Consider the following 26,599-nt stretch of genomic DNA (forward strand, 5'->3'; position numbering starts at 1 on the left):
GCCAGTGCGGCGGGGCGCGGTAGGGCGGCCGATCGCTATCGACCATGCACCAGAGTTTCGAGGCGCCGTGCGGCAGCTACGGCCATTTCAAGGCGGCCCGCTATCTCATCGCCGCGACGGGCGAGAGCCATTGGGGCGATGCGATGGAACGGCTGCTCCACAATGTCGCGCTCGGCGTGCTGCCGCTGAAGCCGAACGGCACTGCTTTTTATTATGCCGATTACAACGACCTCGGGACCAAGACCTATTTCGAATACCAATGCCCGTGCTGTTCGGGAACGATCGGGCAATTGGCGGCCGACTATAACATCAGCAGCTATTTCCACGATGCGCAGGGCATCTACGTCAATTTCTATCTGCCGTCGGTGGTGCGATGGGACGGCGTGACCCTGACCCAGCAGACCGACTATCCGGCATCGCCGCGCACGCGCATCGCCGTCGCCCTGGCACGACCGCGCCGCTTCGCCATCCGCCTGCGCATACCCGGCTGGGCAACGAGCGGGACGACGATGTTGGTCAACGGGCGTCCGGCCGGGGTCGCCGTGCAGCCGGGCCGGTTCGCCGCCATCGACCGAATTTGGTCGAGCGGCGATACCGTCGAGCTTGCTTGCGCCATGCCGCTGCGGCTGGAGGCGGTGGATGCGCAGACGCTCGATCGGGTGGCGCTGATGCGTGGGCCGCTGGCGCTGTTCCAGACCGGCGAGCAATTGGTGCCGTTCCGCCGGGCCGAGCTGACCGGCGCACGGCAGGTCGGCGACAGGGCGGCGTGGACGGTCGCGACCGACAGCGGGCCAAAGGCCTTCCTGCCCTTCACCGCAGTACCGCCCGCCATCCCGACCCGCCTGTATCAGGCGGTCGTCTAGGGGACGCCGCCGGTCGCTACAGCGCGAACTGGTCGAGTAACGTTTTGATCGGCGCGCCGGCCGGCATCATCGTGCGGGGCAGGTCGGCGTCGGCGAACCAGGAGGCATCGGCTTCCGGATGCGGGCCGCTGAGCACGACGCTGCCGGAGCCGGCGCGATAATGCGCGGCCGCGACATCGCCGTTGCGATAGGCGGCGAGCTGGCGAAAGCCGCGGCCATCGGCATGCGCCGGAAAGAAGGGCCCATCCTGATAATAGAGCGTCTGCACCTGGCCGCCCCAGCGGACCGGCACCGCCGTATCGTCCTCATCGGCGGCGGATGAGCCGGGGCGACGCACCTCGCTGTCGAGCTGATCGTCGATCAGACCGATATTGCTGCGGTCGGCGAGATAGGCGCCCATGCACAGCCCCAGGTAATTGCCGCCGTCCATCACGAAGCGGCGGATCGCCTGCACCCGCTGCGGCCCCAGCTGGGCAAGGGCAGCCGCGATGTCCTGGCCGCCGCCTGGCTGAACGTAGATCCTGAAGCGCCGCAAGCCGGCGTAGCTGATGTCCTGACGTTCGTTCGGGCCGACGAAGGTCACGCGGTAGCGTGGACTGACCCGGGTGATCGCGCGCGCCAGCGCCTCCGGGCAGTCGTCGCAGGCAGCAGGACCGCGGTAGATCGCGACCGGCACGATCGCGTCGTCCGCGCGGATCGCCGACGCGGAAGAAGTTGCGCTGACAAACGCCGTCAGCGCCGCAAGGGCGATCACAGACTTCATGGTTCCTGCTCGCTCGATGGTCGAACATCGAATGGCGGACGCAGTGTGTCGCGTCCGCGGGGTGGAAGTCGCGACGGCGCGGATCGTTCCGTCGGCCGGGATCAGCGTCGCGGCGGACCAACCCCGGCTGGGCGCGGCCCCGTCAGCGCTCGAGCGTCAGGAAGGCGGTCACGCCCGCCGCGACCGCACAGCCGGCGGCGGCCAGCGCAGCGAGGTGGAAGGCGCCGGTGATCGCGGCGGCGGGCACCGCGATCACGGCGCCGGCCAGCGCCGTCGCGATCAGGCCGCCGGTCCGGGCGATCGCGCTGTTGAAGCCGGAGGCGGTGCCGGTGTGGCGCGCGTCGACTGCGGAGAGCACTGCCGTCGTCAACGGCGCGACGGCCCCCGCCATGCCGAGCGCGACGACCGCCATGCCGGGCAGCACGCCCGTCCAATAGCTCGCCTGCGGATCGGCGCGGGCGAGCAGCGCGAAGCCGGCGCCGACGACGACCGGCCCGATCGACAGCGGCCAGCGCGGCCCGATGCGCTCGCTGAGCCGACCGACCAGGCGCGACACCGTGCCGATCACGATGGAGAAGGGCAGCAGCGCCAGCCCCGCCTGGGTCGGACTATAGCCGCCGGCGACGATCAGCAGATAGGGCAGCAGCACCAGCAGTCCGCCGAGCGCGCCGTAGAGCAGCAGCGTCAGCAGGGTCAGTCCGACGAACGGGCGCGAGGCGAACAGCGCGACCGGCATCATCGCCCGGTCGCCGCGCCGCACCTCGTGCCAGACGAACAGTGCGAGCAGCAGCAGGCCACCGGCCAGTCCGGTCCAGATCGCCGGCGAGGCGGCGTGGCGGCTCGACCACAGCGTCAGCGCCCAGGTCAGCCCGCCGAGGGCGGCGGTGGCAAGCATCGCACCGAGCCAATCGAGCGGCTGCGCCTCCGTCTCGCTTTCGCGGACATAGGCGATGGCGACGGCGACCGCCGCCGCGGCGACCGGCAAATTGACGTAGAAGATCGCACGCCAGCCGAGCGTGTCGACCAGCCAGCCGCCGAGCGGCGGGCCGACCGCGCTGGCGATCGCGCCGGCCGCCGCCCAGGTGCCGACGGCGCGACCGCGTGCCTCGCCGGTGAAGCTGCTGCCGAGGATGCCGAGGCTGTTCGGCATCAGGATCGCCGCGCCGATCCCCTGCAGCGCGCGCGAGGCGAGCAGTACAGTCAGGTCGGGGGCGAGCGCGCAGCCGATCGAGGCGTCAGCGAACAGCAGGATGCCGACGATCAGCATCCGCCGCCGGCCGAGATGGTCGCCCGCCGCGCCGCCGATCAGCAGCAGGGCGGACAGCGGCAGCAGATAGGCGTTGATCACCCAGGGCAGATGGCCCGCCCCGCCGCCGAGCTCGCGGCCGATCGCAGGCAAAGCGACATTGGTCACCGACCCGTCGATGAAGGCGAGGCTGGATGCCAGCATCGTCGCGGCGATGGTGCCGGCGGGATGCGCGACCGCGCGCCGCTCGTCCCCGCTCATGCCGCGGCATGCCGGCGGAAGCAGCCTGCCTCGTGATCGTCGACCAGCCCGCAGGCCTGCATCCAGGCGTAGACGATGACCGGGCCGACGAATTTGAAGCCGCGGGCCTTCAGCGCGGCGGACAGCGCCTCCGATTCCGGCGAGCGGGTACGCTGGCCATGGCCGTCGCCGACCTGCGGTGCGCCGCCGACGAAGCTCCAGACGAAAGCCGCAAAGTCCTCGCCGGCCGCCTGCATGGCGCGATAGGCGCGGGCATTGCCGATCGTCGCCTCGATCTTGGCGCGGGAGCGGACGATGCCGGGGTCGGCGAGCAGTCGCGCGACGTCGTCCTGGTCGAAGCGGGCGACCCGGTCGGGCTGAAAGTTCGCAAAGGTCGCGCGAAAGGCGTCCCGCTTGCGCAGGATGGTGATCCAGGCGAGCCCGGCCTGGAAGCCGTCGAGCATCAGCTTTTCCCACAAGGCGCGGCTGTCATATTCGGGCACGCCCCATTCGCGATCGTGATAGGCGGCGAGCAGGGGATCGCCCTGCGCCCAGCGGCAGCGGTGGACGGGCGCGGCGGGAGAGGGGCTGACCATGGCGGGGGGATGCCCGGCTTCGGCCGGTCTGTCGATGGCCGCGCGGCCGCAGCGCCAGGGGGATCGGTTGCGGTGCCGGCAAAGTCTTGGCAGATCAAGCACATGACCTTGGACCGCCGGGCAAAGCGCCTTTTCGCCGCGTTAACCATGTTATTGATCGGCGCCGCCGGCCCCGCCGCCGTGCCGCACAATCCGATCGTGCCCGGCTGGTATGCCGATCCCGAGATCCGCCGCTTCGGCGGACAATATTGGATATACCCGACGACGTCAGAGGCACCGGCGGATGCGCCCGCGCCGCGGCTGAACGCGGCGCAGCGGCGAATGCGCGCCGCGCCGAACATCCGCCCCGCCTTCCTGACCCAGACCTATCTGGACGCCTTTTCCTCGCCCGATCTGGTCCATTGGACGCGGCATCCGCGCATCCTCGACACGACCGGGGTCGATTGGGCCGCCTATGCGATCTGGGCACCGTCGGCGATCCGCGCCAACGGGCGCTATTACCTGTTCTTCGGCGCCAACGACGTGCACGAGGGTGAGATCGGCGGGATCGGCGTCGCGGTCGCCGACCGGCCGCAGGGGCCGTTCCGCGATCTGATCGGCAAGCCGCTGATCGGCGGCATCCACCATGGCGCGCAGCCGATCGACCAGTTCGCCTTTCGCGACGACAACGGCCAGCTCTACCTCTATTACGGCGGCTGGGGGCATCTCAACGTCGTGCGGCTCGCCCCCGACCTGAAAAGCCTGCGCCCGTTCGCCGACGGCACGACCTATCGCGAGATCACGCCGCCCGGCTATGTCGAGGGCTCGTTCCTCATCAAGCGGCGCGGCATCTATTATCTGATGTGGTCGGAAGGCGGCTGGACCGGCCCGGACTATCGCGTCGCTTATGCCACCGGGCCGAGCGCACTCGGCCCCTTCACCGTGCGCGGCACGATCTTGGCGCAGGACGACCGGGTCGCGCGCGGGGCGGGGCACCATTCGGCGATCCGCGAACCGGGCAGCGACCGCTGGTGGATCGCCTATCACCGCCGGCCGCTGAGCGAGACCAAGGGCGACCACCGCGTGCTGGCGGTCGACCGGCTCTATTTCAACGCGGACGGCACGATCCGGCCGGTGGTGATGACCGGCCGGTGACGGAGAGAATCAGGGTTTCGGCGTGGCGGGCGCCGGCGTCGCCGACGCGGCGGGCGCGGCATCGGGGGATGCGGCCTTGCGCATCGCGTCGATCTCCGCCGCGGTCTTGAAGTCGAGCAGCTCAACCTGGAAAACGAGGTCGGAATTGGCGGGGATCGGGCCCGAGACGCGGGCGCCATAGCCGAGCGCGGCGGGGATGCAGAGCCGGATCACGCCGCCGCGGCCGACCATCTGCAACCCCTGCGAGAAGCCGGGGATGACATCGGCGACCGGCATCGGCGTCTGGGTGTTCTGGTCGAACACCGCGCCGGTCGCGGCGAGATAGCCGATATAGTTGACCAGCACCGTCGCGTCGGCGGCCGGCTTCGCCCCGGTCGCCGGGCGCAGCATCGTATAGCCGAGGCCGGTCGCGGTCCGCGCCATGCAGCTGCGCTGCGCCGCCGGCACGATCGGCTGCAGCGGCAGTGGGATGATCGTCGTGTCGGCGGGCGCCGGGGCGGCGGTGCGCGCCGGGGTGGCGGTGCGGACCGCGGCGCGGGGGCGCGGCGCCTTGACCTGCGCCGGGGCGGCGGTCAGCGGCAGGGCGGCGAGGATCAGGGCGAGCGGGGCGGGGGCGATATGGCGCATCGCCGCGCCGTAATCGGCCTCGGCGGGCGAGATCAAGCGCCGTCGGCGCCGGTCAGCGTGGCGCCTGGCGGATCAGCCGGGTCAGCGCGGCGTCAAGCGCCGACAGGAAGCGCGAGCGATCCTCCTTGCCGAACGGCGGCGGCCCGCCGATGCGGTCGCCGCCGGCGCGCAGATCGGCCATGATCGCGCGCACCGCGATGGCATTGCCGATCGAGCTGGTGGTGAAGGGGCGGCCGTTCGGCGCGACCACCGTCGCCCCCGCCTTCAGGCAACGGTCGGCAAGCAATATGTCGGCGGTGATCACCACCGACGCAGGGCCGGCGCGTTCCGCGATCCAGTCGTCGGCGGCGTCGAAGCCGTCGTCGACGGTGATCCGGCTGATCAGCGGATGCGCCGGCACGCGCAGAAAGGCGTTGCTGACGACCGTCACCGGCACCTCCAGCCGGTAGGCGACGCGATAGATCTCGTCCTTGACGGGGCAGGCGTCGGCATCGACGAGGATCCGGACGGGGGCAGGGGAGGGCACGGTCACGCATGCCGCTGTGCCATATTTGCGCGTGCCGGCCTAATCTGCGGCGCTGTCAAAGCCGGGCGATCCTGCTAGCGAGGGGCGATGCTGACATTACGCACCAGACGCCGGGCAGCGGCAACGGCCCGCGCGCTCGACCGGCTCGCCGCGATCGAGGCGTCGGTGATCGCCTTGGCCGATGAGGATCTGCTCGACCTGGCCGACATCTTCGCGGCCGGCGCGCCGACCCCGCTGCGCGACATCACGGCGGCGGAGATGCGCCGCCGCAACATCAGCCTGTGAGGGCGCTGCCGTCGCGCTTCCGCCGGCTGGACGGCGCGCTCGCCGACCTGCCGGTCGAGGAGCCGATGCTGCTGACCGAACTCGACGGCTTCCTGACCGGCCTGTCGGTGCTGCCGGCGGCGATACCGGCGATCGAATGGATGGCGGTGATCTGGGGGCCGGAGACCGACGGCATCCCGGCATTCGACGACCCGCTCGACGTGCAATGGTTCGCCGGCGCGGTGGCGGCGCGGCGCGACGAGATCGTCCGCGACCTCGCACGCGGGCGGTTGCAGCCGATCATCGACGTCGACGAGCGCGACGGCGAGCCGCTGTGGGATGATTGGATCCATGGCTTCGCCGAGGCGATCGCACTGCGCCCGGAGCTGTGGGAGACGATGGCCGACCAGCCGCGCACGGCGACGGCGGTGGCCGGGCTGGAGACGCTGATCGCGGTGGCGCGCGAGGAGAGCGAGCTGGACAGCGTCGCGATCAACGCGCTGCAGGAGCATGCCGTCGCCGAACTGAAGGCGGCGGTGCAGGTGCTCCATGCCGCCCTGCCGCAAGCTGCCGCCCAATCCGCGAGGGCCGCCCCGGCGGCGAAGGTCGGCCGCAACGATCCCTGCCCGTGCGGTTCGGGCCGGAAACACAAACGCTGCTGCGGCTGAGCGGCGCGGGCGAGCCTCAGCCCGGCTTGCGCACCGCGTAATGCAGGTGGACGGCGCCGCCGGCGAGCCGCTCGCAATCGACCAGCGACAGCGTCGTTTTGCCTTTCAGCCCGTCGCCGGCCGCGACGATCCGTTCGGCGTCGTCGCCGCCGTCGAGGGCGGGCGCGATGACCACGTGGAATTCGTCGACCAGCCCGGCGGCGAAGAAGGTGCCGTTGATGCCGGCGCCACCTTCGAGCAGCAGCGTCGCGATGCCGAGTTCGCGGCGCAACGTGCCCAGCGCGTCGGCGAGGTCGATGTCGTCGCCGTCCGCCACGAGGTAGGAGACGCCGTTGGCGGCGAGTTCGGCAAGATGGGCGTCGTCGACCCCCTGGCCGAGCAATACGACGACATGGTCGCCGCCGACGTCGCCCTTGGCGAAATGCAGCTTGCCGCTGCGGTCGATCGCGATCGCGAAGGGGCGGGCATCGCGCGCCTGGAACAGCGACGGGCGCGGCGGGCGGGTGCCTGCGCGCGCCGGCCGGGGATCGCCCTTTGCCATCTCGGCCATGGTCACCCGCCCGACGATCCAGGCGTCCGCGTCGAGCCGGTCATGGAGCTGTTCGTAGGCGGCGGTCCAATCCTCGACCGTGCCGTCCGGACTGTCGGTATAGCGGCTGGGGTGCAGGCCGCCGTCGAGCGATGCGGTCATGACACCGATGATGCGGGGACGGTCGGACATGGCGGTGCGCTCCTGCGGCTGGGGGATCGCGCGTCAACGCCGACCGGCCGTGCCGGGTCCCGCCGCACCGTCCCCGGTCGGACTCATCAGCTTTGCCCTCTGCAGTGTAAATCAGGGCCCAACATAGCCAAGATAGATGGCAGTCATCGCAGTCCCATCCAAAAATGCATGAAGAACGATCCCCGCCCAAAGATTTCGCCTGGCGATGAGCCAGGTCGTTCCGAGAGCGAAGCCGGTGAGGCCCGCTGCGATCATGCCGCCTGCGCCTTGGTAGAAATGGAGCGCTCCGAAGATCACGGCTTGAAGCAAGAGGGCGGCAAAGGGCCCTGCGACGCATGTTTCCCCGAGGAGCCTGCGAAGTGCGTCCGTGACGAAACCTCTGAAGATCAATTTCTCACCGAATGCAGCCGAGACTAGCGTAACGGGGACGGCCCAGTACAGATACTCGCCGAAATTACCCTTGATTGGTGCGAAAGCGGAATAGTTAGGGGCAGGCAATCCGAAGTAGATGATAACGTTTCGCGCTGCCGCAGAGGACACGAACGTCATTACGGCCCCTATCAGCAGCGCAAGCAGGAAGCGCTGCCACGCGGGTCGATGAAGGCCTACATCCGACCATTTCAGGGATTGCCTGCGCAACATCCAATCAGCGAGTGCCACGAGCGCAGCTATTCGAGCGAGGAAGAGGACTTTGATCAAAAGACCCCCAGCCACCACGCTGCCCGGGGTCAGCGCAGGTATGAGGATGGCTGCTGCGACAAGAAAGATCACGAGCTGCAAGGCTATTCCGGCCTGAACCGCCTGGGTACCTCCCGGTCGCATCTCATTCTTATCCATCGCGAGCTCCAAAGCACGACCGACAGATTACAGCCGTATTGTTCGTATAACACACCTCTTCGTCCCGGGGAACAGGCGGTCTCTTTTCCCGAAACAGGATTGTCCGCTATTCGGTGAGAACAGCCACTGCGCTTTCTCCAAGCCGCGTGAAAGATGAGACATTTACCCTTGGGCGCCGCGGGCCGCCGTGGGCGAGAATCCTCCCGTTAGACGCCGCACACCGCAAACGTGAGCTTTGCGATGCCCAGTCGGCCAGCGACGATGCCGGCGCGTCACGAAGACGGTCGGCGGGGCGGCGCTTTGCTGTATGGGACGGGCCATGGAAGTCCCCGCCACCCCGTCGCTGGTCGCCACGTCGCCGTCGTCCGCCGCTGCCGAGGGGCGGGCGCTGCTCGCGCTGGCCGGTCCATTGGTCGGCGCCAATCTGCTGCAGATGGCGATCGCCGCGGTCGACGTGGTTTTCGTCGCGCGGCTCGGTGCGGTCGACCTCGCCGCGGCGACGCTCGCCGCCTTTCTGTTCAACCTGCTGAGCTATGCGCTGATCGGCCTGACCAGCGCGGCGGCGCCGCTGATCGCGGCGGAGCGCGGGCGCAAGGCGCATGCGGTGCGGGCGGTGCGCCGCAGCGTCCGCATGGCGCTGTGGGTCGGCATCGCCGGGTCGGTGCCGGTGATGCTGCTGCTGTGGCAGGGCGAGGCGCTGCTGCGCCTGGCGGGGCAGGATGCCGAGGTGGCGCGGCGCGCCGGCGGTTTCCTGATGGTGCTGCTCGCCGCGGTGCCGCTCGCCGTCGCGGCCGGGGTGATGCGGACGACGGCAGCGGCGCTGGGCCGGCCGGGCTGGGCGTTCCTCGCCACCGGACTGGCGCTGCTGGTCGACATCGTCGGCAACTGGATGCTGATCTTCGGCCATGGGCCTGCGCCGGCGCTCGGCCTGGTCGGATCGGCGATCGCCAATCTGGTCAGCTTCGCGGTGATGGCGCTGGCCTATGTCGTGATCCTGCTGCGCGACCCGCGGCTGCGCCGCTATCACCTGTTCGGGCGGTGGTGGACGATCGACTGGGCGAGGGCAGGCGACATCGGCCGGATCGGCGCCCCGATCATGGCGACCTGGATGCTGGAGGGCGGGCTGTTCGGCGGCGCGGCGCTGCTGATGGGGCTGATCGGCGTCACCGACGTCGCCGCGCATGCCATCGCGCTCAACATCGCCGCCTTCGCCTTCCAGCTGCCGTTCGGCATCGCCCAAGCGGCGACGATCCGCGTCGGTCTGGCCTATGGTGCGGGCGACCGGCGGTGGATCGCGCGGGCGGGCAATGTCGCGCTGGCGCTGGGCATCGGCGTCATGGCGGTAACCGCGGCGACGATCTGGATCGCGCCACGCGCCCTGATCGGCATCTACCTCGACACGGAGGCGCCGGCCAATGCCGCGGTGGTGACGCTGGCGATCCGCTTCCTGGCGGTGGCCGCGGTATTCCAGCTCGCCGACGGGGCGCAAGCGGTCGCGGCCGGCGTGCTGCGCGGGCTGCAGGACACGCGCGTGCCGATGCTGATCGCCGCCTTCGGCTATTGGGTGATCGGCTTCGGCAGTTCGGTGGCGCTCGGCTTCGCGACGCCGCTGGCCGGCACCGGCGTGTGGTGGGGACTGGCGGCGGGACTGCTGGTCGTCGCGCTGCTGCTGACGATGCGCTGGCGGGCGCGGGCGCGGATCGGCCTGTTGCCGTCGTGCTGAGCATTTGCCGTCGAGCGTTTCGCCGCGATCGGCTCAGACGGCGAGCTGGTGCGCCTCGACATGATCGGCGATGGCGCCGGCGGTGGTCCACCAGATGCGCGGATCGCCGGCCTCGCGCAGCTCGGTCAGCACGCGGGCGAGCGCCGGCATGCGATGCGCCTGTCCCATGATATAGGGATGGAGCGCGATGCCGAGGACGAGCGGCCGGCGGTCGCATTCGGACAGCAGCTGCTCGACCGCGGCGCGGATCATGCCGGCGAAGGTCTCGGCCTCCTGATGGCGGCCGATGATTGCCGGTATGTCGTTGATCTCCTGCGAATAGGGTATCGATAGCAGGCCGCCGTGGCGGGTCGACAGGCGCGTCGGCTGATCGTCGTGCGCCCAGTCGAGCACATAGCGATAGCCGTGCTTGGCGAGCAGGTCGGGCGTGCCGTGCGTTTCGGAGATCCACGGGCCGAGCCAGCCGGTCGGGGTGACGCCGAGCGCCGCCAGCCGCGTGGTGACGTCGGCGATCAGATGATCCTCGCGCCGGTGCGACAATTGGCCCTGCGCGACGGCGTTGCTGGCGCCGTGGGCGGCGATCTCATCGCCACGGTCGCGGCACGCCTCCGCCAGCCCGGGGCAGGCGTCGAGGACATCGGCGTTGATCAGCGCGGTGGTGGGCAGCGACAGCCGGTCGAACAGGTCGAAGAAGCGCCAGGCGCCGACCCGATTGCCATAGTTGCGCCAGGCATAGTTCATCACGTCCGGCTCGGTTTGCGCCGGCGCCAGCTGTGCGCCAAGGCCGCTGCCGAACTGGAACACCTCGTAATTGACGCCGAGATAGATGGCGAGCCGCCGCCCCTCCGGCCAGTCGTAGACGGGGCGATCGACGATCGGACGATAGGCGTAGCGGTCGTGACTGTGGCTCATCCGCCGCCCAACGCGCGAGGCGGCGTCGGGAGCCGCCGGCGGCGCGCTCAGGTAACGGCGAGCCGGGTGGCGTAGGCGGGATCGCGCCATGCCGCGTCGGCGATCACCGTGCGCAGCAGCTCGCCCGCCCGCCAGACGTCTTCATGGGACAGATAGAGCGGCGTGAGGCCGAGGCGCAGCACGTCGGGCGCGCGGAAATCGCCGATCACCCCGCGCGCGATCAGCGCCTGGGTCACCGCATAGGCCTGCGGGTGGCGGAAGCTGATGTGGCTGCCGCGCGCCGCCGGATCGGCGGGGGTGATACAGGGGAGGCCGGCGGCGGCGCCGGCTTCGGCCAGGATGGCGAACAGCGCGGCACTTTTCCTGGCGAGCGCCGCCTGGTCGACGTCCGCCCAGATCGCCAGCGCCGCCTCCAGGCTCGCCATCGCCAGGATCGACGGCGTGCCGACCAGCCAGCGGCGCATCCCCGCGGCGGGGCGGTAGCCGTCCTCGAAGGCGAAGGGTTCGGCATGGCCCATCCAGCCACTGACCGGATTGGCCAGCGCCGCCTGCCAGCGTTCGGCGACGTAGAGGAAGGCGGGGGCGCCGGGGCCGCCGTTGAGATATTTGTAGGTGCAGCCGACCGCCAGATCGACCCCGGCCGCGGCGACGTCGATCGGCACCGCGCCGACGCTATGGCTGAAATCCCACAGGACCAGCGCGCCGGCGGCATGGGCGCGGGCGGTCCAATCGGTGAGGTCGAAGCGCTCGGCGGTCTTGTAATGGACATGGGTCAGCAGCAGCAGCGCGGTGTCGTCGTCGAGCGCATCCGCCAGCGCGTCGCGCGCCACCACCTTCAGCCGCGCACCGGGGACGCAGCCGACCGCGCCCTCCGCAATATGCAGGTCGGTGGGGAAATTGCCCGCCTCGCTGACCACGGTGCGGCGCTCCGGATCGCGGCGCAGCGCGGCGACGATCGCCTTGAACAAATGGGTCGAGGTGGTGTCGCCGACGATCACCTCGTGCGGACCGGCGCCGATCAGCGGCGCGATCGCCGCCCCGAGCCGCTGCGGCGCGTCGATCCAGCCCTCGTTCCAGCTGCGGATCAGCCGCTCGCCCCATTGCCGCTGCAGCGTGTCGTCCAACGCCGGCGGCACCGCGCGGGGCAGGGGCCCGAGCGAGTTGCCGTCGAGATAGATCACGCCCTCCGGCAGCGCAAAGGCGTTGCGGTGGCGGGCGAGGGGATCGGCGCGGTCGAGCGCGCGCGCGTCGTCGCGGGTCATAACGGTCCTTGCAGGGCGTCGAGGATGGCGGTGCGGGCGACGGCCCAGGCGGGGGTGCCAGGGGTGATCAGCGCGACATGGCCGGTGTCGGGCACCGTCAGCAGTTCCGCCGCGTCGCCGGCCGCCCGCGCCCGTTCGCAATAGTCGGTGGCGAAGCGATAGGGGACGATCGCATCCTCGCGCCCGTTGACCAACGTCTGCGCGACGCCGAGCGGCAGCAGCGGCGGTATCGATGTGTCGGCGAAGCGATCCGGACGATCGCCGACCAGATCGGCGATGACGGACGTGCCGCAGCCATTGTCGGGACTGGCCGCCACCGCCGCCAGGTCGGGAAGGCCGCCGAGGCAGATGACGTGGTCCAATCGCAGCGGGTCCGGCCGGTAGAGCGCACTGGACCGTGGTAGTCGCGGGCGCGCCGCCAACCAGAGGGCGAGGTGGCCGCCGGCGGAATGGCCGATTGCGACGACGCGGCGCAGGTCGAGGTCGTACGCCGCTGCCGCGGTACGCAGCAGGTCGGCCGCCGCGGCGACGTCTAGGAAGGTGCCGGGATGGCCACCGCCGGCGCGGTCGACGCCGCGATAGTCGACGTTCCACACCGCGACACCCTGCAGGCGCAGGTCCGCGGCGATCCAGTCCATGAGCCGCCGGTCGGCGATGCTGGTCTGCCAGCAGCCGCCATGGACCATGACGACGACGGGGTGCGGCCCCGGGCCGGCGGGCCGCCACAGATCGACGCATTGCAGGCTGTCGGGCCCGTAGGCGATCGTCGCGTCGCACGCCTGTCGCGGGCGGCCGGTCAGATCGGGCCAGGTCAGGGTGGCGGTCATCGCTGCCGGGCTAGCGCAGCCGGCGACCTGGCGCCACTCGTCATCATCGCGCCGACAACGCCGTCACAGGCCGGCGGGATTGGCGCCGCACCAGCCGGGCAGGCAGCGCGCCTCGTCCGATCGGGCGATACGCAACGCGCGGTCCACCGCGGCATCCCAATCCTTCCGCACATCGACGGGATCGATGCGTCGGCGCAGATGGTCGGCCCAGAGAAATTCGGCGAACGGGCGATTGGTCTTGGCGCAGCCACCCGCCCGGATCAGCGCACCGGCGAGCGACCGATAGGGATCGTCCGCGAGATCTGAGAGATGTTTGGGGATCGCGCCGAGCCGCCGGCGCTTGCCCGCCGCGTCATAGGGATGGCACCAGGCGCTGTTGTCCAGGAAGGTCCAGAATTCCTGCTTCGGCAAATGCGACAGATCCGCCAGCACGTAGACGGCGGCGTGCTTCGCGCCCTCGTCCAGCAGGGCGCGGGCGAAATGGTGGTGATCGGTGATGTAGCGACGGCCCTTGGGTCCGATCACCGCGGGCAGGACGTGGCGGCGCAGCAGGATCGCACGGTCATGCTTGTCGGCGTCGCGCCAGCGTCGTCGCTTCGCCGCCACCTCATGCAGCCCCACGGTCATCTGAGTCGGGCGTAGGTCGGCAACGGCGACACCGATCGGAATGTCCTTAGACACGGGGCGTCTCCTGATGCTGGGTTGGGCATTCACTCGTCGGCTGCGCATCGTCGATGTGTGCGCGTACGGCGCGTCCCGACAGCAGTACTTCCGCCGCGAAGCAGGTGAGGGCGACGATCGCCGCCACCAGGGCCGCGCCGAACAGGCCGAACAGGACGCTGGCCGTCGCCGCGTCGCGCAGCACGCCGAAGAAGATCGTCGCCGCCGCGCCGCAGGTCAGCGCACCGGCGACCGCCGCGGCGAGCACCGCCGCGTCGAGGAATTGCGAGCGCAGCCGCAGCCGGGCGAGCTCGGCGCTGTCGGCGGACTCGGCATTGCGCTTCATCTGGTGGACGCGGTCGACGACGCGGGCGAGCCGCGACGAGAAGACGTTGAGCAACGATCCCACCGCGGTGAGCAGGAAGACGGGGGTCAGCGCCAGCTGGATGACATGCGCGGCATTGTCCAGCGATCCCGCCACTAGCGCGGGTCCCGATGTCGGAGCGAATGGGAGAGGGGCAATAACGTCGGATAACAGGCCATATCGGCCCAACCATCGGGCGGGCGGCGGCGTTGCGTGACAAATGCGTCAGGTCGGCGACCGCACATAAGCGCCGCCGCCGCATCGACGTATGCCCTGCGCAACCCTAGATAGGGCATCGATGATGACCAGGGATGGCGACGGTGCCCGCTAGGGGTGCGCACGAGGCCGGTGCGACAATGGCCGATCTGTTCGATGTGCCGTTGTTGCCCGGCCTCCACACGGCGGATGCGCTGATCGACGCCGACGAGGAGCGGATGCTGATCGCGCGGATCGACGCCACCGACCTGACGCCGTTCCGCTTCCAAGGCTGGACGGGCAAGCGGCTGACCAGCGCGTTCGGCTGGAGCTACGATTTCGCGATCGGCCGGCCGGTCGAGGCGCCGCCGATCCCCGACTGGCTGCACCCGTTCCGCGAGCGCGCCGCGGTGTTTGCCGGGCTCGACCCGGCGGCGCTGATCCAGGCGTTGCTGATCCGCTACGATCCCGGTGCCGCCATCGGCTGGCATCGCGATCGTCCGATCTACGGCGACGTCGTCGGCCTGTCGCTGGGCGCGCCGGCGGCGATGCGGTTCCGGCGGCGGCGCGGCACCGGCTTCGACCGGGTGTCGGTGCCGCTGGCACCGCGCGGCGCCTATCGTCTCGGCGGCGACGCGCGGCATCTGTGGGAACACAGTATCGCGCCGCTGACCCGGCGGCGCTGGTCGATCACCTTCCGCAGCCTGGCGGCGGCATGACGGACGCGCCCGATTTCGTCGTCGTCGACGTCGAGACCGCCTGCTCGCGGGTCAGCAGCATCTGCCAGATCGGCATCGTCGGCTTCAAGGACGGCGCGGAGCTGTTCGCCTATGAGACATTGGTCGACCCGCGCGACGATTTCTCGCCGTTCAACGTCCGTATCCATGGCATCACCGACAACCACGTCCGGGGCGCGCCGACCTTTGCCGACATCCATCAGCTGGTCGACGGGCATCTCGCCGGGCGGATCACCGTCGCCCATTCGATGTTCGACAAGGGGGCGCTCGGCGCCGCCTGCACGATCCACCAGCTGGCGGCGATCAAGACGCGCTGGCTCGACAGCGTACGCGTCGCGAAGCGGGCGTGGCCGCATCTGCCCAGCCATCGGCTGAACGCGCTGACCGCCTTCCTCGGTGTGCCGCACCGCCATCATGACGCGTTGAGCGACGCCCGCGCCGCCGGCATGGTGATCGTCCGCGCGATCGAGCAGACCGGCGTCGATCTGGCCGGCTGGCTGTCGCCGCCGCCCCGACGCGCGGCCAAGGCACCGCTGCCTGCCCCGGCTGGCCCGCTGAAGGGTGAACGGGCGGTGGTGCTCGGTGGCACGCGCGACGGCCCGCTGGCGCAGCGGCTGGCGGCGGCGGGGGCGCGGGTGGTGAGTTCGGTCGGCGCGACGACGACGCTGCTGGTGATCGGCGACGACCAGCCGTTCGGCCGCTTCGTCACCGCCCATGCCGACTATCGACGCGCCGCGGCGCTGCGTGACGACGGCGCCGCGATTGCGATCCTCACCGAAGAGGAACTGCGGCGGCGATTGGATGGCTGACGTCGGCGGACAGCCCGCAACGCGCCGCCGCCGAGGATCTGGTCGAGATCGTCCATGCCTATCTGACCTGAGGCCGATGGCGGCGGGACGCAGGATCGGCGATGATCGGCATGGCGTAGCGGGGAGGGACGGGACATGGAATCGGATCGGCTGAAGGCCCTGACCGACGGCGTCGTCGCGGTGATCATCACGATCATGGTGCTGGAACTGCACCCGCCGGAGGCGACGACGCCGGCGGCGCTGGTCAGGGTGGCGCCGGTATTCCTCAGCTATGTGCTGAGCTTCCTCTATGTCGCAATCTATTGGAACAACCATCACCATTTCTTCGCGCTGACGCCGCGGGTCGACGGGGCGGTGATGTGGGCGAATTTCCACCTGCTGTTCTGGCTGTCGCTGATCCTCTTCACCACCGCCTGGGTCGGTGAGCACGGGCTGCGGCCGTGGCCGCTCGCCGCTTACGGCATTGTGCTGCTGTGCTGCGCGCTCGCCTGGTATCTGTTGCAGGCGGTGATCGTGCGGGCGCAGGGCGCCGCCTCACCGCTGCGCCAGGCGATCGGCCGCGACTGGAAGGGCAAGCTGTCGCCGCTTCTCTATGCGATCGGCATTGTCCTGTCGTTTCCGGAACCTACGGTGGCGGCGCTGATCTACGCCGCGGTCGCGCTGCTGTGGCTGGTGCCGGACGGGCGCGTACGGCGGCTGGTCCATGCCCGCCATAGCGCCGCCGGCGAGGCGTGATCGCGCGCTAGAGCGCCCGCAGCGCCGTCGCCGGACGCGCGCGCAGCACCGGCAATGTCGCGGCGAGGCCGATCGCGATCGTCCCCGCGGCGCCGGCCAGCAGCGTCGCCAGCACCACCGACCAATCGGGCAGCCAGACGAAGTCGAAGACGCGGGTGACGACGAACCAGCCGGCGCCCGCGCCGAGCAGCAGCGCGACCAGGCCGACGGTCGCCGCGAGCACCGCATATTCGATCGCCTGCATCGCCAGCACCTGGCGCCGGGTGGCACCGAGCACCTTCAGCATCACCGCGTCATAGGTGCGGGCCGCGCGCGCCGCCGCGATCGCGCCAAGCAGCACCGCGATGCCGGCCAGCACCGCGATGCCGGCGGCGACGGTGATTGCGGTCGCCATCTGACCGACGACGTCGCGCACCTGTTGCAGCACGCCGCCGACCTCGACCACCGAGGTGGAGGGGAAGCGCGGCAGCAGCGCGCGCGTCACGGCGGAGGCGCGGGCGGTGGGCATGTCGATCGTCGCGGCGAGGTTGTGCGGCACGTCGGCCAGCGCGCCGGGCGAGAAGACCATGATGAAATTGAAGCCGAGCGTATCCCAGGCGATGCGCCGGAACGAGGCGATGCGCGCGGTGCGTTCGAGGCCGAGCACCGACACCGTCACCGGATCGCCGATCCTGAGATGCAGCGTCTCCGCAAGCTTCTCGTCGATCGACACCAGGCTTTGCCGGCCCTCCGCCGCGCTCCACCAGCGGCCGGCGGTCAATGTGCTGCCGGCGGGCAGGGTGGCGGCGAAGGTGAGGCCGCGTTCGCCGCGGAGCGCCCATGCTCCCTCCGGAATGGTCGCCAGATCGGCGACGCGCGTGGTGCCGTAGCCGGTGATCGTTCCGCGCATCAGCGGCACCGTCGCGATGCGGGCGCCCGGCGCGACGGTTGCAACGACGCGGCGGAACTCGCCTTCGCGTTCGGGCGGCACGTCGAGCGCGAACAATGCGGGCGCGCGGGCGGGGATGGTCTGGCGGATATTGCCGTCGATGCTGGTGCGGACGCTGGCGAGCAGCACGAACAGGGTGAGGCCGAGGCCGAGCGCGACGACCAGAGACACGGTGCGCGATCCCGGCCGGTGCAGCGCGGCGAGCGCCAGCCGGGCGAGCGGCGAGCGCGGCCGCGGCAGGCGCGCCGCGATCGCGCGGATCGCCACACCGATCGCGACCAGTACCGCCAGCGTCGCTGCGGTCGCGCCGAGGAAGCCGGCGGCGAAGGCTGGGCGGCTGCTCGTCGCCAGCGCCAGCGCGACGACGGGCAGGGCGGCGGCGATGGCCCAGACGGTTCCCCACCAGCCGCCGCCCGCCCGCGCGTCGAACGTGCCGCGCAACAGCGCCGCCGCCGGCACGCGCCCGGCGGCGATCAGGGGCCGCGCGCAGAAGGCAAGGGCGATCAGCAGGCCATAAGCCGCCGACAGCGCCAGTGCGGCGGGGGCGATCGTCAGGCCGGGCGCGACCGGCAGCACCGCGCCGACCGCAATCCCGACCAGCGGCACCGCGACGATCCCGGCAGCGAGGCCGAGCAGGATGCCGACGCCGGCGACGGCGAGGATCTGCAGCAGATAGACGCGCGCGACCAGGCCGGAGGTCGCACCCAGCACCTTGAGCATCGCGATCGTGCCGCGCCGCGCCTCCAGATAGGAGCTGACGCCGTTGCCGACACCGATGCCGGCGATGACCAATGCAGCGAGCCCGACCAGGGTCAGGAACTCGGCCATGCGCGCGATGAAGCGGCTGGCGCCCGGTGAGGCGCGGTCGCGGGTGCGCGTCTCCCAGCCGGCGGTGGCGTAGCGGCGGGCGAAGCCGGCGGCGACCCGCGCCGGGTCGCGCGCGGTGGCGATGCGGTATTTGGCGGCGAACAGGCTACCCGGCTGGATCAGGCCGGTACGATCGAGCCCGGCGCGGGAGACGATCGCGACCGGGCCGAGGGTGAAGCCCTCGCCGAGCCGGTCTGGCTCGTCGGCGATGATCCCGCCGATGCGGAAGCGGGCACTGCCGAAGCGGAGCATGCCACCGCGCGCGACCGACAGGCGCTCGGCGAGCGCGCGACCGATCCACACCTGATCCGGGGCGGGCTGCCGCACCGTCCGGCCGTCGCTCAGCGTCAGGCGGCCGTACAGCGGATAGGCGCCGTCGACCGCTTTTAGTTGCACTGGCGCGGTCGCCCCGCGGGTGGTGACCGCCATGGATTGCATCCGCACGGTCTCGGACACCCGCCCGGCGCCAGCCATGGCGGCGCGTTCCGCTGGGTCGGCAAGCCGTTGCGATACGGCCAGCTCGACGTCGCCGCCGAGCAGGATCCGGCCGCGTGCCGCCAGCGCGTCGCCGATCGCATCGCCCAGGCTGCCGATCGCGGCGAGCGCGCCGACTCCCAGGAATAGACAGAGCAGCAGCAGCCGCAGGCCGCGGAAGCGTGCGGACAGCTCGCGCCGGGCAAGCCGCCAGGCCAGCGTCCAGCCGCTCACGCGGCGATCCGGCCATCGGCGAGTTCGATAACCCGGTCGCAGCGCGCGGCGAGCGCGGGGTCGTGGGTGATGATGACCAAAGTCGCCCCGGTCGCGGCGCGGCGATCGAATAGCAGGTCCATGACCCGGCCGCCGGTCGTCGCGTCGAGGTTGCCGGTCGGCTCGTCGGCGAACACGATGCGCGGTCGCGGTCCGAGCGCGCGGGCGATGGCGACGCGCTGCTGCTCGCCGCCCGACAGTTGCGCGGGATAATGATCGAGCCGGTGGCCGAGGCCGACCGCGGTCAGTTCCGCCTCCGCACGGGCGAAGGCGTCGGCGACGCCGGCCAGCTCCATCGGCACCGCGACATTCTCGCGCGCGGTCATCGTCGGCAGCAGGTGAAAGGCCTGAAGGACGATGCCGATCCGGCCGCGCCGCGCGATCGCCAGCCCGTCCTCGTCGAGCGTGCCGAAATCGGTGCCGGCGACCTCGACCCGTCCCGACGATGCGCGCTCCAGCCCGGCGAGCACCGCCATCAGCGACGACTTGCCCGATCCCGAGGCGCCGAGCAGCGCCAGGCTTTCGCCGTCCGCGACGGACAGGTCGATGCCCTTCAGAATCTCGACCGGCGTCGCGCCGCCGAGCGTCAGCCTTACATCCGCGGCGCGGATGACCATATCGCCTGCGACCATGATTGCGGGGAATCCATCAGAGCTATGACCAGGACGCCATATGTGGCGGGTGCCGCGCTTCTCCAAGCCGCGTGGCTGCTCGCCGCCTGCGATCGCCAGCCCGATGCGGTGCCGGCGCCCGCCGACACGGCCGCGCCGGTGCCGACGCCGATCCCGCGCGTGGCGGTGCACGGGCCGAAGCGGACGATCCTGGCGTTCGGCGACAGCCTGTACGCCGGTTACGGCCTGCGCCGCGGCGAGAGCCTGCCCGACGCGGTGCAGGCGCGGCTGCGCGGCCAGGGCATCGACGCGACGATCGTCAATGCCGGCGTCTCGGGCGACACCACCGCCGACGGGCGGCGGCGGCTCGTCTATACGCTCGACCGGCTGAAGCCCGCGCCGGACCTGGTGATGCTCGGTCTCGGCGGCAACGACGTGCTGCGCCAGGTCGACCCCGCGGAGACCCGCGCCAACCTGAGCGCGATGCTCGACGAGCTGGCGCGCCGGCATATCCCGGTGATCCTGACGGGGATGATGGCGCCGCCCAACCTCGGCCCGGATTTCGCGGCGCGCTTCAACGCGATCTGGCCGGAGGCGGCACGCGCGCACGACGCGGTGCTCGACCCGTTCATCCTGCAGGGCGTGCTGGGCAACCGCCAGCTGATGCTGCCCGACGGCGTCCACCCCAATGCCAAGGGCGTCGCGCGCATCGCCGACCGGATCGCGCCGCTGGTGACGAAGCGGCTGGCCGCGTTGCCGGCGGCGGACGCCGCCGCGCGCTAACCGGTCGGCTGCAGCCGCAGGTCGAGCGCGGCGAGGCTGGCGGCCAGTTCGTCGTTGCGGAACGGCTTGCTGAGCCGCGCCATGCCGGGATCGATGCCGTGCGTTTCGGCATAGCCGGAGACGATCAGCGTCTTTAGCCCCGGCTGCCGCGCGATCAGTTCGCGCACGAGCTGCGCGCCGCTGATCCCGGGCATCAGATGGTCGGTGATCAAGATGTCCGGCACCAGCCCGGCCTGCACCAGGTCCAGCGCCGCCGCCGCCGACACCGCCTCGACCACGGTATAGCCGAGGTCGCTCAGCATATGGGCGGTGCTGAGGCGAACGAGCTCCTCGTCGTCGACCAGCAGCACCACGCCCGCACCGGCACGATGCGGCTGCGGCGGATCGGCCAGGGGCGTTGCGATGATCATGTCGCTGGGCGGCAGCCACAAAGCGACGCGCGTGCCGGCGCCCGCGACGCTGTCGATGGTCAGCCCGCCACCCAGCTGCGCGGCGAGGCCGTGGACCATCGACAGGCCGAGGCCGGTGCCCTTGCCGACGCCCTTGGTCGAGAAGAAGGGCTCGATCGCGCGCTGGCGCGTCGCATCGTCCATGCCGACCCCGGTGTCGGCGACCTCCAGGCAGACATAGTCGCCGGCGGGCAGCGCATGCGTCGCGCCGGCGCCGACGGCGCAGCGCCGCACGGCAATGGACAGCGTGCCGCCCGCGGGCATCGCGTCGCGTGCGTTCACCGCCAGGTTGAGCAGCGCCATTTCCACTTGGTTGGCATCGGCGCGGGCCGGCGGCACGTCGTCGCCGACATCGATCCGTACCGCGATCGTCGGGCCGAGCGTCGAGCCGATCAGATCGGCCATGCCGTCGACCAGTTGCGACAGATCGACTGCGGTCGGCTGCAGCGGCTGGCGACGCGCGAAGGCGAGCAGCCGCTGCACCAGCGTCTTGGCGCGTTCCGCGGATTGCAGCGCACCGTCGATCAGCCGCCGCTCGCGCGCGGTGCCGATGCCCTTGCGCATCAGCATGTCGAGCGAGCCGATGATCGGCGTCAGTAGGTTGTTGAAATCGTGAGCGACGCCGCCGGTCAGGCTGCCCATCGCCTCGACCTTCTGGCTCTGTCGCAAGGCCTCCTGCGCGACCTCCAGTTCGGCGCGGGCCGCCAGTTCGGCGGACATGTCCTTCGCCTGGTGAAAGGCGCCGATGACGCGGCCGCTGTCGTCCCGCAGCGGCGTATAGGACATTTCCCAGGCCGGCGTGCCCAAGCCGGCGCGACCGAATGCCTCGGTCACCGTAAAGCTCTCGCCGGTCAGCGCGCGCTCCATCAGCGCCCGCATCGTCGCGCGCTGCCCCCCTTCGAACTGATCGGGAAAGACATCGCCGATGTTGGTTTCGAAGCCGTTGACCCGGCGGAATTCGCTTTGGTGCGCGGCGTTGAAGGCGACCAGCCGGCAATCGGTGTCGAAGGCGCAGATCGGCGACGTCGTCGCATCGACGATCGCATGGTAGCGGCGCAGCTGCGCGGTCCGATCGATCACCTGCTGCTCGAGCGAGCCCTTGAGGTCGTGCAGCGCCTGCTCGGCGCGCGTCCGCTCGACCGCCGCCTTGACCCGCTCGCCGACCTCCTGGACGAGCTCCTCCTCGCCGCTGGTCCACACCCGCGCGGTGGCGTTCTGCACCGCAAGCAGGCCGACCCATTCGTCCTCCTGGAACAGCACGACGTCGATGAAGGCGCCGACCTCGCGCGTCTGCAGGCCGCTGCGCGCGCCCTCGCTCAGCCGGTCGTCGCCGGCGACGTCGCGGACGACGACCGGCGCGCCATCGCGATAGGCGGCGAGCAGATCGGGGCCGAAGCTTTCCAGCGAATGGCGGCCGACGATCGACGACACGCCACGGGCATGATCGCGCTCGACGGTCATCCAGCCGCGGCTGGTGATCTCCGCATAGAAGACGCGGCTGGCCGCCATCTCCTCGCCGAGCCGCGCCGCCGCGAGCGCCATGATCGCGGTCGGCGTATCGAGCGTGCGCAGATCGTCGCCGAGCTTGAGCAGAAAGGCGGAGCGCCGCGCCGCGACGACCCGGTCCGTCGCATCGACCGCGACGCACAATACGCCGGCCGGCCGGCCCATGTCATCGACCAAGGCGGAGAAATCGAGGTCGAACCAGGCTGGTTCGGCCCGATCATCGCGTGTCAACATACGCTGTTGGTCGCGGTAGCGCAGCGCGCCGCCGGCACGGCATACGGCCAGCACGCGATCGTCGAAGCCGGTCTCGTCCGGCGTTCCATCGCCCAGCCAGCTGCCGAGCAGATGCGGATGCCGCCCACCGGCAAGCGGCACATAGGCGTCGTTATAGAGCAGCACGCCGGCATCGCCCCAGCGCAGTGCCATCGGCAGCGGCGAGCGGATCAGCGTCGCCAGGATCGTCCGCAACGCCGCGGGCCAGGCATCGATCGGCCCCAGCGGAGTCGCCGTCCAGTCGTGCCGGGCGATCAACAGGCCGCAGACGCTGGCCACGTCGAGAAAGCCCGGCGTTTCCGGCAACAGCACGACCGACGGTCCGCCAATCGACGGGTCGCCATGCGGGGGAAGGGCAGCGGCCATCACCGGTCCCTACCGCAAACCGGCCGAGCCGTTAAGTTGCATTGCGGACCGATCCCGGACCGGGATGCGGCCGGGCCGCATTGCCGTTTCGTCACCCGACCTTGACGCCTTTCCAGAAGGCGATGCGACCACGGATCGATTCCGCGTCCGGCTTGGGATCGGGATAGTACCAGGCGGCATCGCGGTTCTCCGCGTCGCCGACGGCGAGGCTGTAGTAATGGGCGATGCCCTTCCATGGGCAGACGCTGGTCGTGTCGCTCGGCTTCAATATCGACGCATCGACCGCATCCGCAGGGAAATAATGGTTTCCCTCGACCACCACCGTATCGTCGCTGCGCGCGATCAGCGTGTCGTTCCACCAGGCTTCGATCATCATGCACCTCGTTGCGGGCCTGCCGCGTGTCAATTGGGGTCGGCGTCACGAGATCGGCACGCCGCCGGTCACCGCGATGACGTTGCCTGACATATAGCTGCCTTCCGCCGAGGCGAGCAGGACATAGGCGGGGGCGAGTTCCGCCGGCTGGCCGGCGCGACCGAGCGGTGTGTCCTGGCCGAGCGTTTCCAGCTCGTGCGGTGTCTTGGCGATCGGCTGGATCGGCGTCCAGATCGGCCCCGGCGCGACCGCGTTGACGCGGATGCCGTCGCCCGACAGCAGGTTCGACAGGCCGACCGTCAGGCTGGAGATCGCGCCCTTGGTCGCGGCATAGACGATCATGGTCTTGCCCGCGACCTTGGCCTGTTCGCTGGTCGTGTTCACGATCGCCGCGCCCGGCTTCATGTGCGCCGCCGCGGCCTTGGCAAGGCGGATCATCGCGAAGACGTTGGCGGCGAAGGCGCCCTGCATCTCGTCGTCGTCGATGCTGTCGATGCCCTGATTGATTGTCTGTGCCGCGGCATTGTTGACCAATATGTCGATACCGCCGAGCTCACTGACGGTGCGCTCGACCAGCTGCACGCAATGATCGCGATCGCGAATGTCGCCGGGCAGCAGCAGACAGCGACGCCCTGCCTTCTCGACCCATTGCCGCGTCTCGTCCGCATCGCGCTGCTCGTCGGCGAGATAGGAGATGGCGACATCCGCGCCTTCGCGGGCATAAGCAATCGCCACCGCGCGGCCGATGCCCGAATCCCCGCCGGTGATCAGCGCGACCTTGTCGGTCAGCAGGCCCTTGCCGACATAGCTCTCCTCGCCATGATCTGGCTTGATCCTCATGTCCGCGACCAGGCCGGGGCGGGGCTGCTGCGGCTCGCCGGGAAAGCTGGTCGGCTGGCTGGTACGCGGGTCGGTCATGGCGGTTCCTGTCGATCGAACGGGTGCCGAACGGCCCGCGACCGGGAACGTGCCATGCCGTCGTCGAAAAGCCGTATACCAGCCGATGGTCGGGGCGACGCCGACCTGGCCGCGTCGCCCCTGGACGCTCAGGGCATCATAACGGTGTCGATGACGTGGATCACGCCGTTCGACTGCATCACGTCGGCGATGGTGACGCGGCCGGTATCGCCCTTGCCGTCCATGATCGCCCAGCCGCTGCCCGACTTGCGGAACATCAGCGGCTCGCCCTGCACGGTCGTGTAGGTCGCCGTGCCGCCATTCGCCTTCGCCTTGGCGGCGATGTCCTTGGCAGTGATGCGGCCGGGGACGACATGGTAGGTCAGCACCGAGGTGAGCTGCGCCTTGTTCTCCGGCTTCAACAGCGTGTCGACCGTGCCCGCGGGCAGCTTGGCGAAAGCGGCATTGGTCGGCGCGAAGACGGTGAACGGACCAGGGCCGGACAGCGTGTCGACCAGGCCCGCCGCCTGGACCGCGGCGACGAGCGTCGTGTGGTCCTTGGACTGGGAGGCGTTCTGAACGATCGTCTTGGTCGAATACATGGCGGCACCGCCGACCATCGGATTGCTCTTCGCCATCACTCCGCCGGCGCTGAGCAACAGCGCGGCCGCGAACACCGGGCGCAGATACCGATTCATCCTGTCTCTCCTTACGCCGGAATGGCGCTGGCGACAGGTACGGCCGCACCGGCACTACGGATGCAGCGCCGCCCGATTTGGTCAGATCATGCTGAGCTGTCCCGTCGCGACGACCGGTCCGGTCGGCAACGGGCCTGGCGAGCCGCCGATCGGCTCGATCGACACCGCCAGCGTCGTCGTCTGGTCGATCGTCACGCCGCGAACGACGATCTGCGTGCGGCCGTCACGATGCAGCAGGCCCAGCGCGCGGGGCACGCCGTCGCGGCCAATCGCCCAGAGTTCGGCGTCCCGATCCGTCGGCACCGCCATCCGGCCAATCGTGCGCACCTGACCCGCGGCCCGGTCATAGACCGCCGCGATCGACGTCGCCTCGCCGGGTGCAAGCGTGGCGACGAGCGGGGCGTCGGGACGCGGCGCCGGGCGGGGCGGCAACGCCGCCGGACGGGTCAGCAGCGTGACGAGCAGCGCCGCGGCGACGGCCGACATGCCGCCGCCGAACCACCGCCAGCGGCGCAGCGTGCGGACGGCATCCCGATCCTGCGCCGGGTCCAGTGCGGCGAGGATCCGCTCCTCCAGCTGGGGCGGGGGCGCGACCTCCGGCACCTCGGCGAACAGGGTGGCGAAATGGGCGCGCCAGCGCGCGACGTCGCGGGCGAAGACGGGATCGGCGAGCAACCGGCGGTTGGCCGCTGCCCGTTCCTCGCCTTCCAGCACCCCCAACGCCAGTTCGGCGGCGGTCATGTCCGGATCGTCAGGCGTCGTCATCGAGACAGTCCCGGAGACGCCCCAAGCCGCGGCGAATCCAGCTCTTCACCGTGCCGAGCGGGACGGCGCCCCGGTCGGCGAGTTCGGCATAGGTCAGGCCGCCGAAGAAGGCGGCGCGAATCGCCTGCCGCTGCGAATCCTGCAGCTGGTCGAGGCACAAATGCAGGCGGCGGTCGGATTCCTCGACCAGCATCTGGTCGCAGGCCGATGGCGAGGGTTCGGGCAAGGAGGCGATATCTTCAACGCTCGTAGTATCGCGGATGGGATTGGCGCGCCGCCAGTCGATCGCGCGGTTGCGCGCGATCGTCGCCAGCCAGGTGATGGGGCTGGCCCGACCGGGTTCGAAGCCGCTCGCGCGCTTCCAGACCGAGACATATACGTCCTGCAAAACATCCTCTGCTGCAGTGCGATCACCACAGATACGGAGGCAGATGCCAAAAAGCTTCGCCGCTGTCAGCCGATATACGCGAACGAAGGCAGCCCGGTCCTGCTCGCCCGTCGCCACCAAGGCTTCGACCAGCGCGTGGCGCGCGTCGTCGGTGCTCTCGGGCGCGCCATTCTCCATGGCCAAGCGCTAACTAAAGTTAATGGTGCGGGCAAGCACCTGTCGCGCGGGAAAAGTTTTTT

Annotated in this window: 29 protein-coding genes; 9 read left to right on the forward strand and 20 right to left on the reverse strand. The window is 70.4% G+C overall.

What is annotated here, in order from left to right:
* Window positions 1-44 precede the first annotated feature (44 nt).
* Window positions 45-863, forward strand: coding sequence for a beta-L-arabinofuranosidase domain-containing protein (locus D9601_RS13925; RefSeq protein ID WP_198354649.1), 819 nt, complete (start codon window positions 45-47; stop codon window positions 861-863).
* Window positions 864-879: 16 nt separating this feature from the next.
* Here the strand turns inward: D9601_RS13925 and D9601_RS13930 are convergent, their stop codons facing one another.
* The 3 genes from D9601_RS13930 to D9601_RS13940 all read right to left on the reverse strand — a co-directional run bounded on the left by D9601_RS13930 (window position 880) and on the right by D9601_RS13940 (window position 3,708).
* Entirely contained in the window at window positions 880-1,626 is a 747-nt protein-coding gene (locus D9601_RS13930; protein ID WP_198354650.1) for a BPL-N domain-containing protein, read from the reverse strand.
* 142 nt (window positions 1,627-1,768) lie between these two features.
* Window positions 1,769-3,133 carry an MFS transporter gene (locus D9601_RS13935; RefSeq protein WP_232474216.1) on the reverse strand — a complete coding sequence of 455 codons (1,365 nt, stop codon included), beginning with the start codon at window positions 3,131-3,133 and terminating at the stop codon, window positions 1,769-1,771.
* Complete coding sequence (locus tag D9601_RS13940) at window positions 3,130-3,708, reverse strand: DNA-3-methyladenine glycosylase I (RefSeq protein WP_198354651.1); 579 nt, start codon at window positions 3,706-3,708, stop codon at window positions 3,130-3,132. The genes D9601_RS13935 and D9601_RS13940 overlap by 4 nt, the downstream gene beginning before the upstream one ends.
* Before the next feature lie 147 nt (window positions 3,709-3,855).
* Here D9601_RS13940 and D9601_RS13945 point away from each other — a divergent pair, with 147 nt between their 5' ends.
* A complete protein-coding gene (locus D9601_RS13945; protein WP_198354652.1) occupies window positions 3,856-4,842 on the forward strand; it encodes a glycoside hydrolase family 43 protein in 987 nt (328 codons plus the stop codon).
* A 9-nt stretch (window positions 4,843-4,851) separates the two neighbouring features.
* Here the strand turns inward: D9601_RS13945 and D9601_RS13950 are convergent, their stop codons facing one another.
* Together D9601_RS13950 and D9601_RS13955 are read right to left on the reverse strand one after the other, a co-directional pair.
* On the reverse strand, window positions 4,852-5,505 hold the full coding sequence (locus tag D9601_RS13950) for an FKBP-type peptidyl-prolyl cis-trans isomerase (RefSeq protein WP_232474217.1): 654 nt from the start codon (window positions 5,503-5,505) through the stop codon (window positions 4,852-4,854).
* Between the two features lie 16 nt (window positions 5,506-5,521).
* Entirely contained in the window at window positions 5,522-6,001 is a 480-nt protein-coding gene (locus D9601_RS13955; protein ID WP_332838004.1) for a YaiI/YqxD family protein, read from the reverse strand.
* A gap of 81 nt (window positions 6,002-6,082) precedes the next feature.
* Here D9601_RS13955 and D9601_RS13960 point away from each other — a divergent pair, with 81 nt between their 5' ends.
* A complete protein-coding gene (locus D9601_RS13960) occupies window positions 6,083-6,280 on the forward strand; it encodes a hypothetical protein (protein WP_198354653.1) in 198 nt (65 codons plus the stop codon).
* Window positions 6,277-6,927, forward strand: a complete 651-nt coding sequence (locus D9601_RS13965; protein ID WP_198354654.1) for a UPF0149 family protein — start codon at window positions 6,277-6,279, stop codon at window positions 6,925-6,927. Before D9601_RS13960 ends, D9601_RS13965 begins: the two co-directional genes overlap by 4 nt.
* A gap of 16 nt (window positions 6,928-6,943) precedes the next feature.
* Here D9601_RS13965 and D9601_RS13970 read toward each other — a convergent pair whose 3' ends face one another.
* Window positions 6,944-7,648 (reverse strand): RibD family protein, encoded by a 705-nt coding sequence (locus tag D9601_RS13970; protein ID WP_198354655.1) that lies wholly within the window; start codon window positions 7,646-7,648, stop codon window positions 6,944-6,946.
* Between the two features lie 111 nt (window positions 7,649-7,759).
* Window positions 7,760-8,485, reverse strand: coding sequence for a CPBP family intramembrane glutamic endopeptidase (locus D9601_RS13975; RefSeq protein ID WP_198354656.1), 726 nt, complete (start codon window positions 8,483-8,485; stop codon window positions 7,760-7,762).
* 319 nt (window positions 8,486-8,804) lie between these two features.
* On the opposite strand from D9601_RS13975, the gene D9601_RS13980 reads away from it, so the two are divergent.
* Window positions 8,805-10,208 (forward strand): MATE family efflux transporter, encoded by a 1,404-nt coding sequence (locus D9601_RS13980; RefSeq protein WP_198354657.1) that lies wholly within the window; start codon window positions 8,805-8,807, stop codon window positions 10,206-10,208.
* 33 nt (window positions 10,209-10,241) lie between these two features.
* Here D9601_RS13980 and D9601_RS13985 read toward each other — a convergent pair whose 3' ends face one another.
* The 5 genes from D9601_RS13985 to D9601_RS14005 form a co-directional block, all read right to left on the reverse strand.
* Window positions 10,242-11,120, reverse strand: coding sequence for a polysaccharide deacetylase family protein (locus D9601_RS13985; RefSeq protein ID WP_198354658.1), 879 nt, complete (start codon window positions 11,118-11,120; stop codon window positions 10,242-10,244).
* 47 nt (window positions 11,121-11,167) lie between these two features.
* Window positions 11,168-12,382: a kynureninase gene (gene kynU, locus D9601_RS13990; protein WP_198354659.1), complete on the reverse strand. Its 1,215-nt coding sequence runs from the start codon at window positions 12,380-12,382 to the stop codon at window positions 11,168-11,170.
* Complete coding sequence (locus D9601_RS13995) at window positions 12,379-13,209, reverse strand: alpha/beta hydrolase (protein WP_198354660.1); 831 nt, start codon at window positions 13,207-13,209, stop codon at window positions 12,379-12,381. Before D9601_RS13995 ends, kynU begins: the two co-directional genes overlap by 4 nt.
* Window positions 13,210-13,272: 63 nt before the next feature.
* Window positions 13,273-13,890 carry a ParB-like protein gene (locus D9601_RS14000; RefSeq protein ID WP_332838005.1) on the reverse strand — a complete coding sequence of 206 codons (618 nt, stop codon included), beginning with the start codon at window positions 13,888-13,890 and terminating at the stop codon, window positions 13,273-13,275.
* A complete protein-coding gene (locus tag D9601_RS14005; protein WP_198354662.1) occupies window positions 13,883-14,350 on the reverse strand; it encodes a DUF2721 domain-containing protein in 468 nt (155 codons plus the stop codon). Before D9601_RS14005 ends, D9601_RS14000 begins: the two co-directional genes overlap by 8 nt.
* Window positions 14,351-14,589: 239 nt before the next feature.
* Between D9601_RS14005 and D9601_RS14010 the strand changes: the two genes are divergently transcribed.
* The 3 genes from D9601_RS14010 to D9601_RS14020 all read left to right on the forward strand — a co-directional run bounded on the left by D9601_RS14010 (window position 14,590) and on the right by D9601_RS14020 (window position 16,709).
* Window positions 14,590-15,147, forward strand: coding sequence for an alpha-ketoglutarate-dependent dioxygenase AlkB (locus tag D9601_RS14010; RefSeq protein ID WP_198354663.1), 558 nt, complete (start codon window positions 14,590-14,592; stop codon window positions 15,145-15,147).
* Window positions 15,144-15,974, forward strand: coding sequence for an exonuclease domain-containing protein (locus D9601_RS14015; RefSeq protein ID WP_198354664.1), 831 nt, complete (start codon window positions 15,144-15,146; stop codon window positions 15,972-15,974). Before D9601_RS14010 ends, D9601_RS14015 begins: the two co-directional genes overlap by 4 nt.
* Window positions 15,975-16,109: 135 nt before the next feature.
* Window positions 16,110-16,709: a TMEM175 family protein gene (locus tag D9601_RS14020; protein WP_198354665.1), complete on the forward strand. Its 600-nt coding sequence runs from the start codon at window positions 16,110-16,112 to the stop codon at window positions 16,707-16,709.
* Between the two features lie 7 nt (window positions 16,710-16,716).
* Here D9601_RS14020 and D9601_RS14025 read toward each other — a convergent pair whose 3' ends face one another.
* Window positions 16,717-19,212 (reverse strand): ABC transporter permease, encoded by a 2,496-nt coding sequence (locus tag D9601_RS14025; protein ID WP_198354666.1) that lies wholly within the window; start codon window positions 19,210-19,212, stop codon window positions 16,717-16,719.
* A complete protein-coding gene (locus D9601_RS14030) occupies window positions 19,209-19,883 on the reverse strand; it encodes an ABC transporter ATP-binding protein (protein WP_198354667.1) in 675 nt (224 codons plus the stop codon). The genes D9601_RS14025 and D9601_RS14030 overlap by 4 nt, the downstream gene beginning before the upstream one ends.
* A gap of 24 nt (window positions 19,884-19,907) precedes the next feature.
* Here D9601_RS14030 and D9601_RS14035 point away from each other — a divergent pair, with 24 nt between their 5' ends.
* Window positions 19,908-20,645, forward strand: coding sequence for an arylesterase (locus D9601_RS14035; RefSeq protein WP_232474218.1), 738 nt, complete (start codon window positions 19,908-19,910; stop codon window positions 20,643-20,645).
* Here D9601_RS14035 and D9601_RS14040 read toward each other — a convergent pair.
* From D9601_RS14040 to D9601_RS14065, 6 genes are all read right to left on the reverse strand, one after another.
* Complete coding sequence (locus tag D9601_RS14040) at window positions 20,642-23,239, reverse strand: ATP-binding protein (protein WP_232474219.1); 2,598 nt, start codon at window positions 23,237-23,239, stop codon at window positions 20,642-20,644. The two genes, D9601_RS14035 and D9601_RS14040, sit on opposite strands and share 4 nt — an antisense overlap.
* Window positions 23,240-23,330: 91 nt before the next feature.
* The gene (locus tag D9601_RS14045) at window positions 23,331-23,612 is read right to left on the reverse strand and encodes a DUF427 domain-containing protein (RefSeq protein ID WP_198354905.1); all 282 of its coding nucleotides are present in this window, start codon (window positions 23,610-23,612) and stop codon (window positions 23,331-23,333) included.
* Between the two features lie 45 nt (window positions 23,613-23,657).
* Complete coding sequence (locus D9601_RS14050; RefSeq protein ID WP_198354668.1) at window positions 23,658-24,530, reverse strand: SDR family oxidoreductase; 873 nt, start codon at window positions 24,528-24,530, stop codon at window positions 23,658-23,660.
* A 128-nt stretch (window positions 24,531-24,658) separates the two neighbouring features.
* Window positions 24,659-25,207 (reverse strand): fasciclin domain-containing protein, encoded by a 549-nt coding sequence (locus D9601_RS14055; RefSeq protein ID WP_198354669.1) that lies wholly within the window; start codon window positions 25,205-25,207, stop codon window positions 24,659-24,661.
* Between the two features lie 81 nt (window positions 25,208-25,288).
* Window positions 25,289-25,972: an anti-sigma factor gene (locus D9601_RS14060; protein ID WP_198354670.1), complete on the reverse strand. Its 684-nt coding sequence runs from the start codon at window positions 25,970-25,972 to the stop codon at window positions 25,289-25,291.
* The gene (locus D9601_RS14065) at window positions 25,959-26,537 is read right to left on the reverse strand and encodes a sigma-70 family RNA polymerase sigma factor (RefSeq protein WP_198354906.1); all 579 of its coding nucleotides are present in this window, start codon (window positions 26,535-26,537) and stop codon (window positions 25,959-25,961) included. Before D9601_RS14065 ends, D9601_RS14060 begins: the two co-directional genes overlap by 14 nt.
* Between the last annotated feature and the right edge of the window lie 62 nt (window positions 26,538-26,599).

Origin of the sequence: Sphingomonas sp. MA1305, from assembly GCF_016107325.1 — a bacterium.
Classification (GTDB): Bacteria; Pseudomonadota; Alphaproteobacteria; order Sphingomonadales; family Sphingomonadaceae; genus Sphingomonas.

Excerpts from the sequence above, each read along its gene's own strand:
- D9601_RS13925 (WP_198354649.1), top strand. The coding sequence starts at position 45 with ATGCACCAGAGTTTCGAGGCGCCGTGCGGCAGCTACGGCCATTTCAAG.
- D9601_RS13930 (WP_198354650.1), bottom strand. The coding sequence starts at position 1,626 with ATGAAGTCTGTGATCGCCCTTGCGGCGCTGACGGCGTTTGTCAGCGCA.
- D9601_RS13935 (WP_232474216.1), bottom strand. The coding sequence starts at position 3,133 with ATGAGCGGGGACGAGCGGCGCGCGGTCGCGCATCCCGCCGGCACCATC.
- D9601_RS13940 (WP_198354651.1), bottom strand. The coding sequence starts at position 3,708 with ATGGTCAGCCCCTCTCCCGCCGCGCCCGTCCACCGCTGCCGCTGGGCG.
- D9601_RS13945 (WP_198354652.1), top strand. The coding sequence starts at position 3,856 with ATGTTATTGATCGGCGCCGCCGGCCCCGCCGCCGTGCCGCACAATCCG.
- D9601_RS13960 (WP_198354653.1), top strand. The coding sequence starts at position 6,083 with ATGCTGACATTACGCACCAGACGCCGGGCAGCGGCAACGGCCCGCGCG.
- D9601_RS13970 (WP_198354655.1), bottom strand. The coding sequence starts at position 7,648 with ATGTCCGACCGTCCCCGCATCATCGGTGTCATGACCGCATCGCTCGAC.
- D9601_RS13975 (WP_198354656.1), bottom strand. The coding sequence starts at position 8,485 with ATGGATAAGAATGAGATGCGACCGGGAGGTACCCAGGCGGTTCAGGCC.
- D9601_RS13980 (WP_198354657.1), top strand. The coding sequence starts at position 8,805 with ATGGAAGTCCCCGCCACCCCGTCGCTGGTCGCCACGTCGCCGTCGTCC.
- D9601_RS13985 (WP_198354658.1), bottom strand. The coding sequence starts at position 11,120 with ATGAGCCACAGTCACGACCGCTACGCCTATCGTCCGATCGTCGATCGC.
- kynU (WP_198354659.1), bottom strand. The coding sequence starts at position 12,382 with ATGACCCGCGACGACGCGCGCGCGCTCGACCGCGCCGATCCCCTCGCC.
- D9601_RS13995 (WP_198354660.1), bottom strand. The coding sequence starts at position 13,209 with ATGACCGCCACCCTGACCTGGCCCGATCTGACCGGCCGCCCGCGACAG.
- D9601_RS14010 (WP_198354663.1), top strand. The coding sequence starts at position 14,590 with ATGGCCGATCTGTTCGATGTGCCGTTGTTGCCCGGCCTCCACACGGCG.
- D9601_RS14015 (WP_198354664.1), top strand. The coding sequence starts at position 15,144 with ATGACGGACGCGCCCGATTTCGTCGTCGTCGACGTCGAGACCGCCTGC.
- D9601_RS14020 (WP_198354665.1), top strand. The coding sequence starts at position 16,110 with ATGGAATCGGATCGGCTGAAGGCCCTGACCGACGGCGTCGTCGCGGTG.
- D9601_RS14030 (WP_198354667.1), bottom strand. The coding sequence starts at position 19,883 with ATGGTCGCAGGCGATATGGTCATCCGCGCCGCGGATGTAAGGCTGACG.
- D9601_RS14035 (WP_232474218.1), top strand. The coding sequence starts at position 19,908 with ATGACCAGGACGCCATATGTGGCGGGTGCCGCGCTTCTCCAAGCCGCG.
- D9601_RS14040 (WP_232474219.1), bottom strand. The coding sequence starts at position 23,239 with ATGGCCGCTGCCCTTCCCCCGCATGGCGACCCGTCGATTGGCGGACCG.
- D9601_RS14045 (WP_198354905.1), bottom strand. The coding sequence starts at position 23,612 with ATGATCGAAGCCTGGTGGAACGACACGCTGATCGCGCGCAGCGACGAT.
- D9601_RS14050 (WP_198354668.1), bottom strand. The coding sequence starts at position 24,530 with ATGACCGACCCGCGTACCAGCCAGCCGACCAGCTTTCCCGGCGAGCCG.
- D9601_RS14055 (WP_198354669.1), bottom strand. The coding sequence starts at position 25,207 with ATGAATCGGTATCTGCGCCCGGTGTTCGCGGCCGCGCTGTTGCTCAGC.
- D9601_RS14060 (WP_198354670.1), bottom strand. The coding sequence starts at position 25,972 with ATGACGACGCCTGACGATCCGGACATGACCGCCGCCGAACTGGCGTTG.
- D9601_RS14065 (WP_198354906.1), bottom strand. The coding sequence starts at position 26,537 with ATGGAGAATGGCGCGCCCGAGAGCACCGACGACGCGCGCCACGCGCTG.